Source organism: Trichocoleus sp. AS-A1 (genome assembly GCF_039962015.1).
In the GTDB taxonomy this organism is placed as follows: domain Bacteria; phylum Cyanobacteriota; class Cyanobacteriia; order Cyanobacteriales; family FACHB-T130; genus FACHB-T130.
Window position 1 is genome coordinate 15,428 of sequence record NZ_JAMPKG010000050.1, and the last position, 17,427, is coordinate 32,854.

9 protein-coding genes and 2 pseudogenes are annotated in these 17,427 nt (G+C 47.4%); 6 read left to right on the forward strand and 5 right to left on the reverse strand.

What is annotated here, in order from left to right:
* Positions 1-516: 516 nt before the first annotated feature.
* The 3 genes from lepA to NC994_RS25045 all read left to right on the forward strand — a co-directional run bounded on the left by lepA (position 517) and on the right by NC994_RS25045 (position 5,080).
* Positions 517-2,328 carry a translation elongation factor 4 gene (lepA, locus tag NC994_RS25035; protein WP_190411324.1) on the forward strand — a complete coding sequence of 604 codons (1,812 nt, stop codon included), beginning with the start codon at positions 517-519 and terminating at the stop codon, positions 2,326-2,328.
* 292 nt (positions 2,329-2,620) lie between these two features.
* The gene (locus NC994_RS25040; RefSeq protein ID WP_190411323.1) at positions 2,621-3,580 is read left to right on the forward strand and encodes a UDP-glucuronic acid decarboxylase family protein; all 960 of its coding nucleotides are present in this window, start codon (positions 2,621-2,623) and stop codon (positions 3,578-3,580) included.
* 108 nt (positions 3,581-3,688) lie between these two features.
* Positions 3,689-5,080 (forward strand): UDP-glucose/GDP-mannose dehydrogenase family protein, encoded by a 1,392-nt coding sequence (locus NC994_RS25045; protein ID WP_190411322.1) that lies wholly within the window; start codon positions 3,689-3,691, stop codon positions 5,078-5,080.
* Positions 5,081-5,116: 36 nt separating this feature from the next.
* Here the strand turns inward: NC994_RS25045 and NC994_RS25050 are convergent, their stop codons facing one another.
* Both NC994_RS25050 and NC994_RS25055 read right to left on the reverse strand, forming a co-directional pair.
* Positions 5,117-6,409: an amino acid permease gene (locus NC994_RS25050; RefSeq protein WP_190436814.1), complete on the reverse strand. Its 1,293-nt coding sequence runs from the start codon at positions 6,407-6,409 to the stop codon at positions 5,117-5,119.
* 184 nt (positions 6,410-6,593) lie between these two features.
* Positions 6,594-7,388, reverse strand: a complete 795-nt coding sequence (locus NC994_RS25055) for a DUF2993 domain-containing protein (protein ID WP_190436817.1) — start codon at positions 7,386-7,388, stop codon at positions 6,594-6,596.
* A gap of 481 nt (positions 7,389-7,869) precedes the next feature.
* Here NC994_RS25055 and NC994_RS25060 point away from each other — a divergent pair, with 481 nt between their 5' ends.
* Together NC994_RS25060 and NC994_RS25065 are read left to right on the forward strand one after the other, a co-directional pair.
* Positions 7,870-9,741, forward strand: coding sequence for a tetratricopeptide repeat protein (locus tag NC994_RS25060; protein WP_190436820.1), 1,872 nt, complete (start codon positions 7,870-7,872; stop codon positions 9,739-9,741).
* Between the two features lie 199 nt (positions 9,742-9,940).
* Positions 9,941-14,608, forward strand: coding sequence for a CHAT domain-containing protein (locus NC994_RS25065; RefSeq protein WP_190436822.1), 4,668 nt, complete (start codon positions 9,941-9,943; stop codon positions 14,606-14,608).
* Between the two features lie 99 nt (positions 14,609-14,707).
* Here NC994_RS25065 and NC994_RS25070 read toward each other — a convergent pair.
* Positions 14,708-15,503 (reverse strand): annotated as a pseudogene (locus NC994_RS25070) (IS5 family transposase).
* A gap of 83 nt (positions 15,504-15,586) precedes the next feature.
* Positions 15,587-15,835, reverse strand: a pseudogene (locus NC994_RS25075) (transposase); the annotation flags it as partial.
* Positions 15,836-16,010: 175 nt separating this feature from the next.
* Between NC994_RS25075 and NC994_RS25080 the strand changes: the two are divergent.
* A complete protein-coding gene (locus tag NC994_RS25080) occupies positions 16,011-16,196 on the forward strand; it encodes a PCP reductase family protein (protein WP_190436826.1) in 186 nt (61 codons plus the stop codon).
* Positions 16,197-16,257: 61 nt separating this feature from the next.
* Here NC994_RS25080 and NC994_RS25085 read toward each other — a convergent pair.
* Positions 16,258-17,427 (reverse strand): WD40 repeat domain-containing protein (locus tag NC994_RS25085; RefSeq protein WP_242032550.1); only part of this gene is annotated, 1,170 nt, incomplete at its 5' end.

Here is a 17,427-nt window from a genome sequence, read left to right on the forward strand (position 1 = left end):
TTCTCTCATCAGAAAATTACCCTTTTTTTAAAGGTTTTTCATCAGAGCAGTTTTTGCATGGATTTAATTCCAATGTGCCCTAATCTACTTGAATACACAAGATTTCTTTTTAAGTCTTTAGATTCACAATACCTTTTGCTGTGTTCTCATCACCCTCCCATGCCAAATTAAATGGTTATCGCTTCGCTTGACTAACTGTTTGACAGTTAGTCAGTCCTCCTTCCTCAACCCTCAGTCCTCCTTCCTCAACTCTCAGTCCTCAGTCCTCCCTACTCAACCCTCAGTCCTCAGTCCTGCATCTATTTTTATCGCTGTCTCTGATTTAGGTAAACCGCGCAGATTTTCTACTGTATAGTCATCGAAGGCGGTAACTGTCCTACTCAAAGTTAAAGAATTGTTTCACGTTGACAGAAGGGACATATCTGCGGCTGTCCTAACTGCCTGGGCATCGGAAACATTACAATATTTGAAGTCCGCTAAACTTTTCAATTGCCGTTCGTGCCTTTTTGTTTGGCTATGACTGACGTACCTGTTTCTCGCATTCGTAATTTCTCGATCATTGCCCACATTGACCACGGAAAATCCACTCTGGCGGATCGCCTCTTGCAGTTTACGGGCACGGTGCAAGATCGGCAGATGAAGGAACAGTTCCTGGACAATATGGATTTAGAACGGGAGCGCGGCATTACGATTAAGCTGCAAGCTGCCCGAATGAACTATACCGCCAAGGATGGTCAACAGTACGTTCTAAATCTAATTGATACACCTGGTCACGTTGATTTTTCCTACGAGGTGTCGCGTTCCCTCGCCGCTTGCGAAGGCGCACTCTTGGTAGTGGATGCCTCTCAAGGGGTGGAAGCGCAAACGCTTGCCAATGTTTATCTCGCCCTTGAGAATAATCTGGAAATTATTCCAGTATTAAATAAAATCGATCTCCCTGGAGCTGAGCCAGATCGGGTAAAGGGAGAAATTGAAGAAATTATCGGACTGGATTGTAGCGGTGCAATTCTCGCTTCTGCGAAAGAAGGGCTTGGGATTGACGAGATCCTGGAGTCGATCGTTCACTTAGTCCCGCCGCCGATAGATACGGTGTCCCAACCGCTGAGAGCTTTAATTTTTGATAGTTACTATGACAGCTATCGGGGTGTAATTGTATACTTCCGGGTGATGGATGGTACGGTCAAAAAAGGCGATCGCGTTCGTCTGATGGCGACCGGCAAAGAATATGAAATTGACGAATTGGGTATCCTTTCCCCGACTCAGAAGCCGGTGAACGAACTGCACGCCGGAGAAGTGGGCTACCTAGGAGCGGCGATTAAAGCGGTGGAAGATGCTCGCGTGGGCGACACCATTACCCTAGCGAATGCCCCTGCTAGCGAGGCATTGCCCGGTTACACCGAAGCGAAGCCGATGGTCTTTTGCGGCTTGTTCCCTACCGATGCTGACCAATACCCAGACTTACGGGAAGCCCTGGAAAAACTGAAATTAAATGATGCGGCGTTGAACTACGAACCGGAAACGTCCAGCGCAATGGGGTTTGGCTTCCGCTGCGGCTTCTTGGGCTTGCTGCACATGGAGATCGTCCAAGAGCGTCTAGAGCGGGAATACGATTTAGATTTGATTATCACCGCTCCTTCGGTGGTCTATCGGGTGATTACCAATAAGGGAGAGGAAGTCTACATTGATAATCCCAGCCACCTACCGCCGCCGAACGAGCGGGAAAAAATTGAGGAGCCTTATGTCAAGGTAGACATGATTACCCCAGAAGTCTATGTGGGGACTTTGATGGAGTTATGTCAAAACCGGCGTGGTGTCTTCAAAGATATGAAGTATTTAACGCAGGGGCGAACCACGCTGACTTATGAGTTACCCCTGGCGGAAGTGGTGACGGACTTTTTTGACCAAATGAAGTCCAGAACTCGCGGCTATGCCAGTATGGAATATCATTTGATTGGCTATCAGGAAAATCCCCTGGTTAAGCTAGATATTTTAATCAACAACGACCCCGTTGATGCCTTGGCGATGATTGTGCATCGGGATAAGGCTTACAACGTAGGACGTGGTTTGACAGAAAAGTTGAAGGAACTGATTCCCAGGCATCAGTTCAAAATTCCGATTCAAGCCGCGATTGGCAGTAAGATTGTCGCCAGCGAACATATCCCCGCTTTGAGAAAAGATGTGCTTGCCAAGTGCTACGGCGGTGATATTTCTCGAAAGAAAAAGTTGTTGCAGAAGCAGGCTAAAGGGAAGAAGCGCATGAAGTCGATTGGGACGGTTGATGTACCGCAATCAGCTTTCATGGCGGTGTTGCGCCTGGATCAAGAGTAGCGCTTGAATTGAGACTACTGAATTGAGACTTACGCTGGATTTTTAAGCTAAGCTTAGGAATCCAGCGTATTTTCATAGCTTGGTGTCTTACATAGGGTGCTATTCCAGGCTGAGAGTGGGAAAGGAACGAACTTGAGGCGAAGAAATGAATGCCGAGGAGCGATCGCTAATCTTTACGATATCTTCATCGATATGTTCAAAGATTTATTGAAAATGCAGGTACATCTGGACACCATCGCATGGCAAGGTTAGTCTAAGATGGATTCCAACTCTTAAAAGACTCAATTGCCAGATGAGAATTTTAGTCACAGGTGGTGCTGGTTTTATCGGTTCCCATCTGATCGACCGGCTAATGACGCAAGGGCATGAAGTCATTTGCCTCGATAACTTCTATACCGGACACAAACGCAACATCCTGAAGTGGCTGGATAATCCATATTTTGAACTCATCCGTCACGACATCACCGAACCGATACGCTTGGAAGTAGAGCAAATTTATCACCTAGCTTGCCCCGCCTCTCCAGTACACTACCAGTTCAACCCAGTAAAGACCGTGAAAACGAATGTCCTGGGTACACTGAATATGTTAGGACTGGCAAAGCGGGTGAAGGCGAGATTACTCTTGGCTTCCACCTCAGAAGTGTACGGCGATCCTGAAATCCACCCCCAGACTGAAGAATATCGCGGTAATGTCAATACGATAGGAATTCGCTCCTGCTATGACGAAGGCAAGCGAATTGCAGAAACACTGGCGTTTGACTATTATCGCCAGAATCATGTAGAAATTCGAGTCGCGCGAATCTTCAACACCTACGGCCCTCGAATGTTAGAAAATGACGGTCGAGTGGTTAGCAACTTTGTAGTGCAAGCTCTGCGGGGTACCGCCCTAACCGTTTATGGTGATGGTTCGCAAACCCGAAGTTTCTGCTACGTTTCAGACCTAGTGGAAGGGCTGATGCGGCTGATGAATGGCGAGCATACGGGACCGATTAATTTAGGGAATCCCGATGAATATACGATTTTAGAGCTGGCTGAGGCTGTCCAAAAGATGGTGAACCCAGACTCGAAGATTAAGCTTGAGCCACTGCCAGAAGACGATCCTCGCCGACGGCGTCCGGATATCACGCGGGCAAAGACTTGGCTGGATTGGGAGCCAACAATACCCTTGCAAGAAGGGTTACAACTGACTATAGAAGATTTTCGCGATCGCTTAGCTTCTCTGCCGGAGAATCGCATCCACAGCGATTCGTGAATTAGAGTCCTTTGTCAAAAGTTAATTATCAATGACTTTTAACAAAAGACTACCCAACAGAATCGTACCCCCAGAACTGTCATTCCAATTTTTTTGAGGTTTACTCCTATGCGTGTTTGCGTAATTGGCACTGGATATGTTGGCTTGGTCACGGGTGCCAGTCTTGCTCATATTGGACATCATGTCATCTGCGTTGACAATAACGAAGAAAAAGTCAAGTTGATGAAGGCGGGACAGTCCCCGATTTATGAGCCAGGACTGTCAGAAATTATGCAATCGGCTTCCCAGTCAGGGCATCTTGAGTTCACTACCGATTTGGGTGCTGGAGTGGCTCATGGAGAAATTTTGTTCATCGCAGTAGGGACGCCCGCTTTGGCAAATGGTGAAAGCGATACCAGGTATGTTGAAGCCGTTGCCCGTGGAATTGGCGCTCATCTTGACGGTGGTTACAAAGTTATTGTGAATAAATCCACAGTGCCAATTGGTTCTGGGGACTGGGTGCGGATGATTGTACTTGATGGCGTGCTGGAGCGCCAAAAGTCCTTAGTGGGAGCTGGTGGCGTTGTTACCGAGGAGCTGACACTAGAAACAACTCCTCAGTTTGATGTTGTTAGTAATCCAGAATTTTTGCGCGAAGGTTCGGCGGTTTACGACACCTTTAACCCGGATCGGATTGTGCTGGGTAGCACCAATCCGAAAGCGATCGCCATGATGCAGGAACTCTATGCTCCCATTGTCGAGCGCCAGGTGGCAGAAGACAAATCCTTACCGCAAGTGCCCGTCGTGGTGACAGACATCAACTCTGCTGAGATGATTAAGTACGCCGCCAATGCCTTCCTCGCAACCAAAATCAGCTTTATCAACGAAGTTGCTAATATTTGCGATCGCGTGGGTGCTGATGTTACCCAAGTCGCTAAGGGCATCGGTTTGGATTCCCGGATTGGTAACAAGTTCTTGCAAGCTGGGATTGGCTGGGGTGGTTCCTGCTTCCCGAAAGATGTCTCGGCTTTGATTCATACCGCGGACGACTACGGCTATGAAGCTCAACTGCTCAAATCTGCTGTGAGTGTCAACCAGCGCCAGCGCGTGATTGCGATCGAAAAACTGCAACAGGCGCTAAAAATCCTCAAAGGCAAAACGGTGGGATTGCTAGGTCTGACTTTCAAACCCGATACCGATGATATGCGCGATGCTCCAGCGCTCAATCTCATCGAGCAACTAAACCGGCTGGGGGCGAAAGTGAAAGCCTACGATCCAATTGTTTCTTCAACTGGGATGCGTCATGGGTTAACCGGCGTGATGGTGGAAACCGATCCCGAACGGCTGGCTGATGGCTGTGACGCCCTTGTGTTGGTGACAGACTGGCAGCAGTTCCAGACCCTAGACTACAGCAAAATGTCTAAGCTGATGAACAACGCGGTGATGATTGATGGTCGTAACTTCCTCAACCGGAAGGAAATAGAAAGCGCCGGTTTCCAATACATCGGTGTTGGTCGCTAGGAAAAGTTTTGAGTTAGGGAGTTATGAGTTATTAACTCATAACTCCCTAACTCTTTGCCTGACTTGGTACCAGATTAGACCAGCGACAATTAATCCCAGACCCATTTGCCAGATTTGCGGCTCTACCCAGAAAGCCAGGAACAGGCAAGATCCTAGACCTGCCCAGGCTATCCATTTGGGATAGAGCCGTTCTGAATCTGGCATTTTTAATGCTGCCAGATTGGTAATTGCATAGTAAATCAAGACGTTAAAGGCACTGAACGACCAAGTCGTTTTGACATTGCCAAGCAGAACTAAAAGAGCGATCGCAATTCCGACCACGACCACCGCTAAATCGGGTGTCGTTCCTTGCCGATTTAGCCGTGCCAAAATTCTGGGCATATCCCGGCGTCTTCCCATCGCCAGCAGCACGCGGGACAAACCCAAAATCAAGTTTAATAGTACCCCCAGCATCGCCGCGATCGCACCAATTGATAAAATCGCCGCACCTCTTGAACCGGCAACGCTGCGAACTGCCACCTCGAGGGGTGCTGCCTGTGCCTGGGTTGCTTTGCCCAAAATTTCTGTCCCGACCGCCCCAATGCCAACCGTTGCCACTGCCATGTAAAGCAGCATTGTCACCCCCAGGCTAACAATCATCGCGATTGGAATTGTCTTCCGGGGTTCCCGTGCTTCCTCGCCCAACGTGGCAATCCTTCCATAACCCGTGTAAGCCACAAACATCAGCGCACTGGCTTGGAGTACCGTCGCCGGAGAACCTTTGAAAAATGGCGTGAGATTTTCTGTACCAACCTCTGTGGCGCGGGGTAGACAGATAAGGACAAAGAAAATTAAAGAGAGCAGCGACACCGACACGATGGCAATATTGACGCGATTAGAGCGGCGAATCCCGCTCAAAACAATTAAAGTCATTAAAATCGCCGCAGCTAGCGCCGTGGGAATCAGAAATCCCCGCCCATACAAACCCGTCGCATTCAGCAAGTAGCCAGCAAAACCTAAAGCTGCCGTTGCTGCTGAAGCAGTTTTTGCCAATAGAAACATCCAGCCTGCGGTAAAACCCAGACTCGGATTGAGATACTTGTAGCCATATTCGTAGCTGCCACCGCTGACGGCGTGATTCGCTGCTAACTGGGCACTATTGAGACCATTGCAGGTTGCCACGACGGCTCCAATCGCGATCGCCAAAATTACCGCCGGTCCTGCGATTCCGGCGGCAATGCCGATGCTGACAAACACGCCCGTGCCTACGATCGAACCCAAACCCATCATCGTGGCACCCAAAACCCCTAACTCTCTCTGAAGCTGCGGGGGTGAGGTTCCAGCAGTCACAAGATATCTCCCAGATAACACTACTGTTATCCTAAGGCTGAGAGGTTAAGACACAGTTGTGCGATCGCTTACCTTTAGGAATTAAGGATAGAACAGAGGTGTTCAATCCTCGTTCCTTATCCCTGTTCCTTTTAACGCGGTTCTGACCCTGCGATTGCCAGTAACCCATGACGATTGACTACAATCAAGGATTATTGGGAACGCGCTCGATTTGGGCATAGCCACTGAAAATTAGCTTATCTCCTTGGGTTTCCAAACGGTTAATTCGCATGGTTACGCCGTCAAGATTAAAGCGATCCAAATCGACCATGTTATCTAAAATTTCAGAAAATGCCGAGGTCAAGGTCTGAGAAATTTCCCGTGATTCTTCTGGAACCGCCTCTGGTTGAAATTGGGGATCTTTAAACCGAATGCGACGCCGCCGTTCCACGCTTAAGGTTGATTTCATGCTGAGTGGCACCAATCCTTTTTCGCCCAAATCTGCCTTTGCAAAAATTTGCACTTGGTTTTCGGGCAGCAGCTGTACTTGGACTTCGGTAAAGGAAACGGGCTGACCGCCAGATAAATCTGTCAAAGCTGGTGTGGAAATATCTTGCAGTCGCTTCTGCACCAGTTCTGCCTGAAAGGATTGGTTAATATCTGCCTGGGTTAGCGTCACCTGTACAACTGCCTGGGTGGGTTGCTTAAGGCGAATCTGACCTTGCATTACACAGCTGAAGTCAATCGAGACGGCGTCTGTCTCAAACGACATCTCCTCGGTGCGAAACTCGCGGCGAATCACAAGACCACTACCGCTCATTTTGAAGCTGTCAATACTGCCCTGCAAAAGCTTGCTGGAGGGATAGCAGCGAACAGCAACTTCCACAGACTCACTCTGGGTAAACATGTGGCGAATAGTCTTGCTAGCAACTGTATTGAGGAGGCGTTCTCCCCAATCAGTGCCAGTATTGTTTGTGAAACCAGTAAGGCCGCCTAACATAATGTTTCGCGTCCATAAGAGTGCTTACTCTCTTGTTTGTAACAAAATATTAACAAATAAGCAAGAAGACCTAAGACAGAGAGAACCCCAGAGAGCATACTGCTTAAGGTTATCAGCCGGAAAATGCCGCGATTGATAGAATTTTCTGAATTTTCCAATTAGTTACAACAATTAGAGTCGCAGATTTGAGCAGATCGCCCTCTTGATGCGCGATCGCCTACAACATCACTAGGTGCTGCAAAGACTCTGGGCTAAAGATCCCAGATTACTGCCAAAAGTTGCAAAGTATCATTGGAGACAATTAAATTTCACAATCTCTAGAGTCTTCCGATGCCAGTAAGGGCAGGGCTTCCCTACTCCTTATGACAGATACACGAAAATTACTTGGAGTGTGGCAACGAAAGCATCATGACTCAGACTAGGGGAATTTTGAGCGACTGGTGTGGGATGAACACTGTTCTGTATTCTTAAGTTGACGGCGATGACACGGATCATTATTCGATATTACGATCCTAGCTATCCCTATCTAGAACGGGCTATCCGTTCGATTCAGGGAGATTTTGATATTGTTGTATACGATGATGGAAGCAATATTTTTCCTAATTTGGCTGCTGTTAAAAATAGATGCCAAATTAGACGACTAGAGCATAAAGGGCCAGCTTCTACGCTGATACAGGCTCTGGCTGATGCAAAAAGAGAAAATGTAAAACAAGTATTTATTCTAGATGGGGATGATGAGGCGCTAGAGAGTTTACCAAGCTTTCTCAATGCATCCTTAGCATTACCTTATACAGCAGTTATCGGGCAGTTCAAGGATGTGCCTTCCCCAATTTATCAAGAGCAGGGAAATGAATTATTTCGAGAAGCGATCGCTAATTTAAAATTCTGCCCTCCCTGCTTCAGCCTCAAGATTGGAGACTGGGTACAAGACTTACCCCGCATCTTCAACCTAGTGCAAACCGAATATCTCTCAACTGGCACTTTATTTTTAAGCTTATTCCTCTCTGGTCAAACCGGGATTTCTGTTGCCGAACAAGTGATTATCTGGAGACAGCACGAAGCCCAAACTTACAGACATCACCACCAGGAAAGACATTTAACGGTACAGATAATTTGGCAAATTTATCATCAAAAAGCTTTCGAGGAATATAGCCAAATCTTGTATCTCAATCCCCATGATGCTGTTGCTTATTACAATCGGGGTAATACTTGCTCCAGACTTGGCGATGGTCAAGAAGCAATTGAGGATTACACTCAGGCGCTGAATATCAATCCTAATTTTCCTGAAGCTTACACTAATCGAGGTGTCGCACGCTTCGATTTAGGAGATAGTCAAGGAGCGATTGACGATTATACTCTGGCATTGCAGCTTAATCCTAACTTTGCCGCCGCCTACAATAACCGGGGAAATGCCCATTCTAAATTGGGTAACTATCCAGAAGCGATCGCCGATTTGCAGACATCTGCTCAACTTTTCTCTGTTCAAGGGGATATAAGTAACTACCAGGGATCGCAAAACCTCTTAGCTGAAGCCTATTTTAAAATGGGAGCAAGATTGTGGATGCAAGAACAGATTGAACAAGCGATCGCTTGTTATCAGAAAGCGCTGGAAGTTAAACCTGACTTTCCTGAAGCCTACTACGATTTAGGCATGATTTTCCAGCAAAAGGGTAGAGTTGCCGAGGCAATGAGCTATTACCGTAAACTCTTAACAATCAAGCCTGAATTTTCAAAAGCTCGTTATCAAATTGAGACAATATTGAAAGGTTATCAATTTTCTACAGACTGGTTTAGCCGCAACCTTGATATTTTGAATGAGCATCTTAAACCTTTATCTAAAATACCTGGATTAAATATTTTAGAAATAGGCAGTTGGGAGGGGCGATCTACTTGCTGGTTTTTAGAAAATATTTTAATAGATAGTTCTAGCCAAATTACCTGTATAGATACCTTTGCAGGTAGCTTAGAACATCAAAGATATGATTGTGACTATCTAAGCTCTATAGAAGAGCGATTTGACTTTAATATAAATCGTACGGGTGCAGCGGAAAAGGTACGAAAAATAGTAGGTGAATCTCAACAAATATTGCGTTTGTTACCCTTGGGTTTTTATGATTTAGTTTACATTGATGGCTCCCACCTAGCCAGCGATGTTCTGGAAGATGCAGTTTTAGCTTGGGCGCTTGTTAAAGTTGGCGGCACGATCATTTTTGACGATTATGATTTTATTTTTGCAGAAAATTCCTTTCAAAATACTAAGGTGGGGATAGACGCTTTTGTGTCAGTATTTTCCGATAAAATTAAATTCATCCATAAGTCTCATCAAATTCTTCTAAAAAAACTTTTTTCTTAGACTTGGTTGTTTTTAGTTCCTGAAGACAATCCTGGTTGAGATAAGTTATAACAGCAGTATAATAACTGTCCAGAAAGTACATCACAGTTAGCGATTGGTTAAAGGAACAACCCGTGTAAACAAAAACGTAGTGACTTCGGCAAAGCAGAACTGCGATTGGTTGTTCAATATTTCTTAATATCTGGAAGAGAGAGCAATTATGAAACCCTTAGTGAGAAAAGTTAGCTTAGTGATGGCAGCCTTGCCTCTAGCAGGAGTCATCAGCTTAGAAAAAGCATTGGCACAACCCATCATTCCGGCTGCTGATGGCACTGGTACCCTTGTCAACGTCAATGGCGATCGCTTCGACATCACTGGCGGTAAGCTATCAAGCCAAGGTGAGAATCTCTTCCACAGCTTTAACCAATTTGATCTCCATCAAGGTGAGATTGCCAACTTCCTATCCACCCCCAGCATTCAGAATATTCTCGGTCGAGTTGTGGGTGGAGATGTCTCCGTCATTAATGGCTTAATTCAAGTCACTGGCGGCAATTCAAACTTATTTTTGATGAATCCAGCCGGAATTGTATTTGGCAACAACGCTAGTCTAAATGTGCCTGCATCTTTCACTGCCACCACCGCCAACAGTATCGGCTTTGGCAATAATTGGTTTAATGCCATCGGTAACAATAATTATGCCGCTTTAGAAGGAAATCCCAGCACTTTTGCTTTCACGGCTCCCCAACCCCGTGCCATCGTTAACTCTGGAAACTTAGCAGTAGGACAGGGGAAAAATCTCACCTTACTCGGTGGCACTATCGTTAATACTGGGCAACTTTTGGCACCAGAAGGAAATATTACTGTGGCAGCGGTTTCCGGCGGAAAATCCGTGCGGATTAGTCAACCTGGAAACCTACTCAGTTTGGAGGTCGCGACTCAGAATTTTAATCCCCAATCCCCTATCCCTAATCCTCAATCCGTACCGCAGCTGCTGACTGGCGGAAAAATTGGGAATGCGACTAAACTCACTGTTAATAGTAAAGGTCAAGTGGTACTCACGGGATCTGGCGTTGCAATCCCCACCGATACAGGTACTGCGATTGTAGCTGGCAACCTTAACGCATCTGGGCAGACTGGCGGTAAAGTGCAAGTTCTGGGTGACAAAGTAGGTTTGGTGGGTGCCAATATCAACGCTTCCGGCAGTCTTGGCGGCGGAACGGTGCTAATTGGCGGCGATTATCAAGGAAAGGGAACGGTACCGAATGCCTCTAGAACTTATGTCAGTCCAGACTCTTCGATCGATGTCGATAGCAAGAACAACGGTAATGGGGGTCGTGCGATCGTTTGGTCTGACAAGGCAACTGAATTTTACGGCAATATCAGCGCTCGTGGCGGCAAAAATTCCGGCGACGGCGGATTTGTGGAAGTTTCAGGCAAGGAAAGCTTAACTTTCAAAGGTAAGGTGGATACGCTTGCGCCACAAGGTAAGGCGGGAACCTTACTACTTGATCCACTCAATATCACGGTAACAGATCAAAGTGCGGGTCCGGGAGCGCAAGACGTTGAATTAGCCGATGGCACAATTCTTGAGGGTGATGCTCCTGCAAATTTCATCATTTCGGAAACCGAACTGGAAAATGCCTCCGCCTCTGGCAATGTGATTTTGCAAGCGACTAACAACATCACTATCAACGATCTTACAAGTGACGGAACTCTGAACTTCGGCGGCGGGCCTGCTACGTCAATCACTTTTACGGCAGACGCTGATGGTGATAAGGTTGGTTCTTTTGTGATGCAAAATACGGCGAACACCATCCGAACCAATGGAAGAGATATAACAATTTCCGGAGCAAGTATCACTGTTGGAAATATTAAGATCGATCCTCCTCCTGGTTTTGGTCCGTTCGGGAAGATTCAACTCACCAGTAGCAACGGCGCGATCGCTACCGGCAATCTAGACACCTCTAACTTATACGCGAACAGTGGAAGTATCATCCTGGATGCCACTAATGGAAACATTCTTACAGGTGATATTACTTCCTCTAATAATAATAATGATGGTGGTCTGGTGAGTTTAACTACTAACACAGGCACAATTACAGTTAATGGCGATATCAATTCCTCCTCCACCTCTTATTTTCAATCTACAGGCGGCGCAGTCACTTTAGAAGCTGGCAGTAACATCACTACAGGCACAATTAATTCTTTTGCAGAAGCTGACATATTTTTCCTTGGAGATAATCCAGGAGCTACAGGGGGTGACGTCAAGATAACATCTGGAGGCAATCTTAAAACAGATGCCATTAATTCCTCTGCTGTTGTTAGCCAAACAAGTGGTGGTGCCACTTTATTCGATGCGATAGGCGGCTCAGTTACCTTAGATGCCCAAGGTAGTATTCAAACCGGCGATATTGATTCCTCTGCTACTGACCCCATCGTTGCTACAGGGGGTGCGGTCAACTTCACAGCTAAGGACGATATAATCACCGGCAACATTAATTCCTCTGCTACTGTTAATCCCCCCCCTCCCGATCCAGATTTTCCCGATCTGGTTACTAATGCATTAGGTGGGTTAGTTAGCTTAACAACAGATGACAATATTACCTTTAATACGATAAATACCCAAGCTAAAGAACAAGTAGATGGAATCGATGGCTCACTCAGCGGTGGTAATGTCACAATATCTTCCCTAGGAGTTGTTAAGGGACTGAATATAATTGGCGGCACTTCAGCAACCATCCTCACCAGTGGAGTGACCCAAGGAGGCTCTGTTATCATCCAACATGATGGGGGGCAAGATAACTTTCAATTTATCGTCGGCGATGCGACTAACAACGGTACGGCGGGAGCGATTGATACGGGTGGAAGTAGTGGGAATGGGGAGCTGATTTCTCCTGCACAAACCATTCCATCTATCGATACTCTGATTCCCAATAACAATACCTTTGAGGTGGGCAATCCTAGTGTTGATGGTATTCAGATAACCTTTATTAACCAAGCACCGACTTTGACCGCAAATACTCTGCTAACGGATACTCAACAAAATCAGTCGATTACATTCACTGTTGCGAGTTTAAATCCATCTATAACCGATGCAAATAGCGATTTTACCTCAATACGCATTGATGCCATTAATGGGGGAACGCTGACCAAACAAGATGGTACCGTCATCGTACCGGGAACCATTTTGTCGTTGAGCGATGTTTTAGTTTACACACCGCCTACGGGTGCGACTGGTTTGCTCAATGCCTTTACAATTAGTGCGAGCGATCGCGTTTCCTTCTCCGCCCCGCAACAGCTCACCATCAATGTAGCTGAGCCAATCCCCACACCAATTCCCACGCCAATTCCCACGCCAATCCCCACACCAATTCCCACGCCAATCCCCACGCCAATCCCCACACCAATTCCTACGCCAATCCCCACGCCAACACCTTCCCCAACGCCACTTTCCAGCGAATTATCACCACCGCAGGAGACGCCGCTGACACGAATACCGGCAACGAGAAATCTTGCCTCAGTCGAAATCGATCCAGTTGTTGCTCAAATCGACCAAGAGTTTACAAGGCAATTCCAGCAATATTTGGGACTCGCTCCCGATCTTCCCTTAAAAACCTTGGATGAGGCGCGTGAAATTCTTAACGAAATTGAGAAAGCAACTGGAGTGAAACCGGCACTCATTTATGTTGCTTTTGTGCCTGCAACAGTTACACCAGGAACAGCAGCAGATAAAAGTCAACTCTCTTATCCCGCGCCACAATTAGATATTCTTTGGCAATTCAACTCTCAGGGATTAGCCCTAAATCAGCTAGCTCAACTTCCAGCTCAATCGTCAAACAATCCCCTACCGCAGGATAACGACCAACTCGAACTCGTTATTGTGACAGCTAAAAAGCCACCAATTCGCAGGAGAGTCACAGGGGTAACACGCCGTCAAGTTCTCAAAGTCGCCCAGGAATTTCGCTCAGAAATCACTAAGCCGCTTAAAACAAACCGTTACCTCAATTCTTCCCAACAACTCTATAAGTGGTTGATAGCACCCGTAAAAGCTGATTTAGAAGCTAGCAAGATCGATAATTTGGTTTTCCTTATGGATACAGGGTTGCGGAGTCTTCCGGTTGCTGCCCTCCATGACGGTCAACAATTCCTAGTGGAAAAATACAGCGTCGGACTCATGCCGAGTCTCAGCCTAACCGATACTCGTTACCGGGATATTAAAAAAACCCAAGTCCTGGCAATGGGAGCAGCCAAATTTACTAACCAAAACCCCTTACCCGCCGTGCCCGTGGAATTGTCCATTATCGCCTCTTCCCTATGGTCGGGTAAATCTTTCCTCAACGATGCCTTCACTCTGAAAAATCTTAAGGCGCAGCGTCAGCAAGAACCTTTCGGAATTGTTCACCTAGGCACGCATGGGGAATTTAAGTCAGGGAACCCGAGCAATTCCTATATTCAGCTGTGGGACACCAAGCTGAGATTGGATCAGCTGCGGGAGTTAGGTTGGAATGACCCTCCTGTAGAATTGCTGGTGCTAAGTGCCTGTCGCACAGCCTTGGGAGATGAACAGGCAGAATTAGGCTTTGCCGGGTTATCAGTGCAGGCAGGCGTCAAGTCAGCCCTGGCGAGTCTCTGGTACGTTAGCGATGAAGGGACTTTGGGATTGATGACAGAGTTCTACGAACAATTGAAAAAAGCGCCCATCAAGGCGGAAGCGGTGCGTCAGGCACAGGTGGCAATGCTCAGGGGCAAAGTGCGCTTAGAGGGAGGTCAACTCCGCACCCTTAATGGCAGCTTTCCCTTGCCACCCTCAATGGCTGGACTGGGAAATAGAAGCCTTGAGCATCCTTTCTACTGGGCAGCTTTCACGTTGATTGGCAACCCTTGGTAGGAGAAGGCAGGAGGGATGACTGAGAACTGAGGGCTGAGAGGTGAGGACTGAGGACTGAGAGGATGTCTGAGAAGTCAAAGATTATGCCAACCGTCTAAGTTATGCCAATCGTCTAAGCAAGAGACGGATCATGGCAACATAGATGAACGCTTCGGAGGTTTCCGGCAGAATCTCGTAATCTTTACTCAAGCGCCGACACCAGTGGAACCAACCGAAGGTACGCTCAACCACCCATCGCTTAGGCAACAGCTCAAAGCCTTGGGCGGTTTGCGAGTGCAACACGAGTTCGAGAATCCAACGATAAGCGTCCATCACAAGGGCGCATAAACTCCTCACCGCTATAGCCGCCATCAACCCAGATGCGTACTAGACGGGGAAAGCGTTGGCGTATCTGATACAGCTTCTCAAACAAACGGCGTGCCCCATCGCGGTCATTAACATTGGCAGCAGTTACTACTACCATCACCACTAATCCCAAGGTATCGACTAACAAATGCCGCTTGCGCCCTTTCACCTGGCAAGCCGCCATCATAGCCCACCTCAATATTGACCATTGTGGCAGTTTCCACCGATTGACTATTCTTCGACGGCGGCACTAGGGGTAGACTCACGGTCTTCCATCACTCGCACCCACAGAGGAGAGCTTTTCGCTGATGCGTTGCCAAGTTCCATCAATTCGCCATTGCCGAAAATAGTGATAAACCGTTTTCCAGGCTGGAAAATCGTGGGGTAGCATCCGCCACGCGCAACCAGCGCACAAGATATAGAGGATACCGTTCACCACAGCTTGCATATCAACACTTCGGGGACGCCCACCTGCTTTGGCGCTAGGAATCAGCCCTGAGAGCAGTTCCCACTGCTCGTCAGTTAAGTCACTGGGATAGGATTGAGACATCGCTCTCTTAACGCTGTCGAATCAACATATTGCTATTGACAGGGTATCGTTATGAGAGCTTTTTTACTTTTCAGACATCCTCTCAGACGACGCTCATTTACCTCTTGGGCTGACCAAGGCGCTTCCGTTAAAAAATGATGTAATCGATGGTAAGTCACTCCTACAGCGTTAGAAGCGATTTGAGATAGGTTTTTTCGTTCACTTTCCCCTAATAATCCGCCTACATAGTTCCTAAACTCTCGTTTTTGTGCTTGATGCGTCCAGAGATCATCAAAGCGTTTACACCATCTATCAAAGCATGGCGGCATAGCGGCTGGAGTTGTCTCTTTCATCCAAAAAGTCTAAACGTGAAATCTTTGCCCTACGCAGATTATACCTTTATTGCTTCTCTATTTTCGTTTAAGTCCTGCTAAGAGGGATATAAGCAAAAGCGATCGCTACTTGATAAAATGCGATTAAGTTTACCAGCTAAAAGCCGAACGGCTGATAGCTAAGGGCTGGTGTACCATGCGCGATTCTGATTTTACAGATGTTTTACAGTGGACGCCGGAAGCAAAAGCAAAGCTGAAAAATATTCCTTTTTTTGTCCGTTCCCAAGCGCGTCAGCGAATTGAGCAAATCGCTCGTGCAGAAGGTTTGGAATTTGTCACGGGTGAGTTAGTAGAGCAGGCGCGGCTAGAATTTGGGCAATGAGCGATCGCCCTTGGTATGGCGCTTGGTATGGTATTGGATAAGTTATATCGCATCCTAGCAGCTACTTTTGGGTGCCGATCCCGTCGCAGAGACTTCTGTCGCTCTTACTCACATTAGGGTTGTTCTCCAAATAATCGCGTACCCAATTGCAACCGCGCACCAGTAAATCATCCAGATCGAGATTCCACACTTTGATGGTGTAGTCCCAACTTGCAGAAGCCAACGTCTTGCCATCCGGGCTGTAAGAGACGCTCCTGACTTCTGCGCGATGCCCTTGGAGGGTCGCAATCTCTTTACCCGTTGCTAGATTCCACACTTTAATGGTGTTGTCACTACTTGCGGAAGCCAACGTCTTGCCATCCGGGCTGTAAGAGACACTCCTGACTGGTGCGCGATGCCCTTGGAGGGTCGCAATCGCTTTACCCGTTGCCAGATTCCACACTTTGATGGTCTTGTCACTACTTGCGGAAGCCAACGTCTTGCCATCCGGGCTGTAAGAGACACTCCTGACTGGTGCGCGATGCCCTTGGAGGGTCGCAATCGCTTTACCCGTTGCCAGATTCCACACTTTGATGGTCTTGTCACTACTTGCGGAAGCCAAAGTCTTACCATCCAGGCTGTAAGAGACGCTCATGACTCCTTCGTTATGCCCTTGGAGGGTCGCAATCGCTTTACCCGTTGCCAGATTCCACACTTTGATGGTCTTGTCACTACTTGCGGAAGCCAACGTCTTGCCATCCGGGCTGTAAGAGACGCTCCTGACTGGTGCGCGATGCCCTTGGAGGATCGCAATCTCTTTACCCGTTGCCAGATTCCACACTTTGATGATCTTGTCATAACTTGCAGAAGCCAAAGTCTTGCCATCCGGGCTGTAAGAGACGCTCCTGACTGGTGCGCGATGCCCTTGGAGGGTCGCAATCGCTTTACCCGTTGCCAGATTCCACACTTTGATGGTCTTGTCACTACTTGCGGAAGCCAAAGTCTTGCCATCCGGGCTGTAAGAGACGCTCCTGACTTCTGCGCGATGCCCTTGGAGGGTCGCAATCGCTTTACCCGTTGCCAGATTCCACACTTTGATGGTCTTGTCACTACTTGCGGAAGCCAAAGTCTTGCCATCTGGGCTGTAAGAGACGCTCCTGACTGGTGCGCGATGCCCTTGGAGGGTCGCAATCGCTTTACCCGTTGCCAGATTCCACACTTTGATGGTCTTGTCACTACTTGCGGAAGCCAA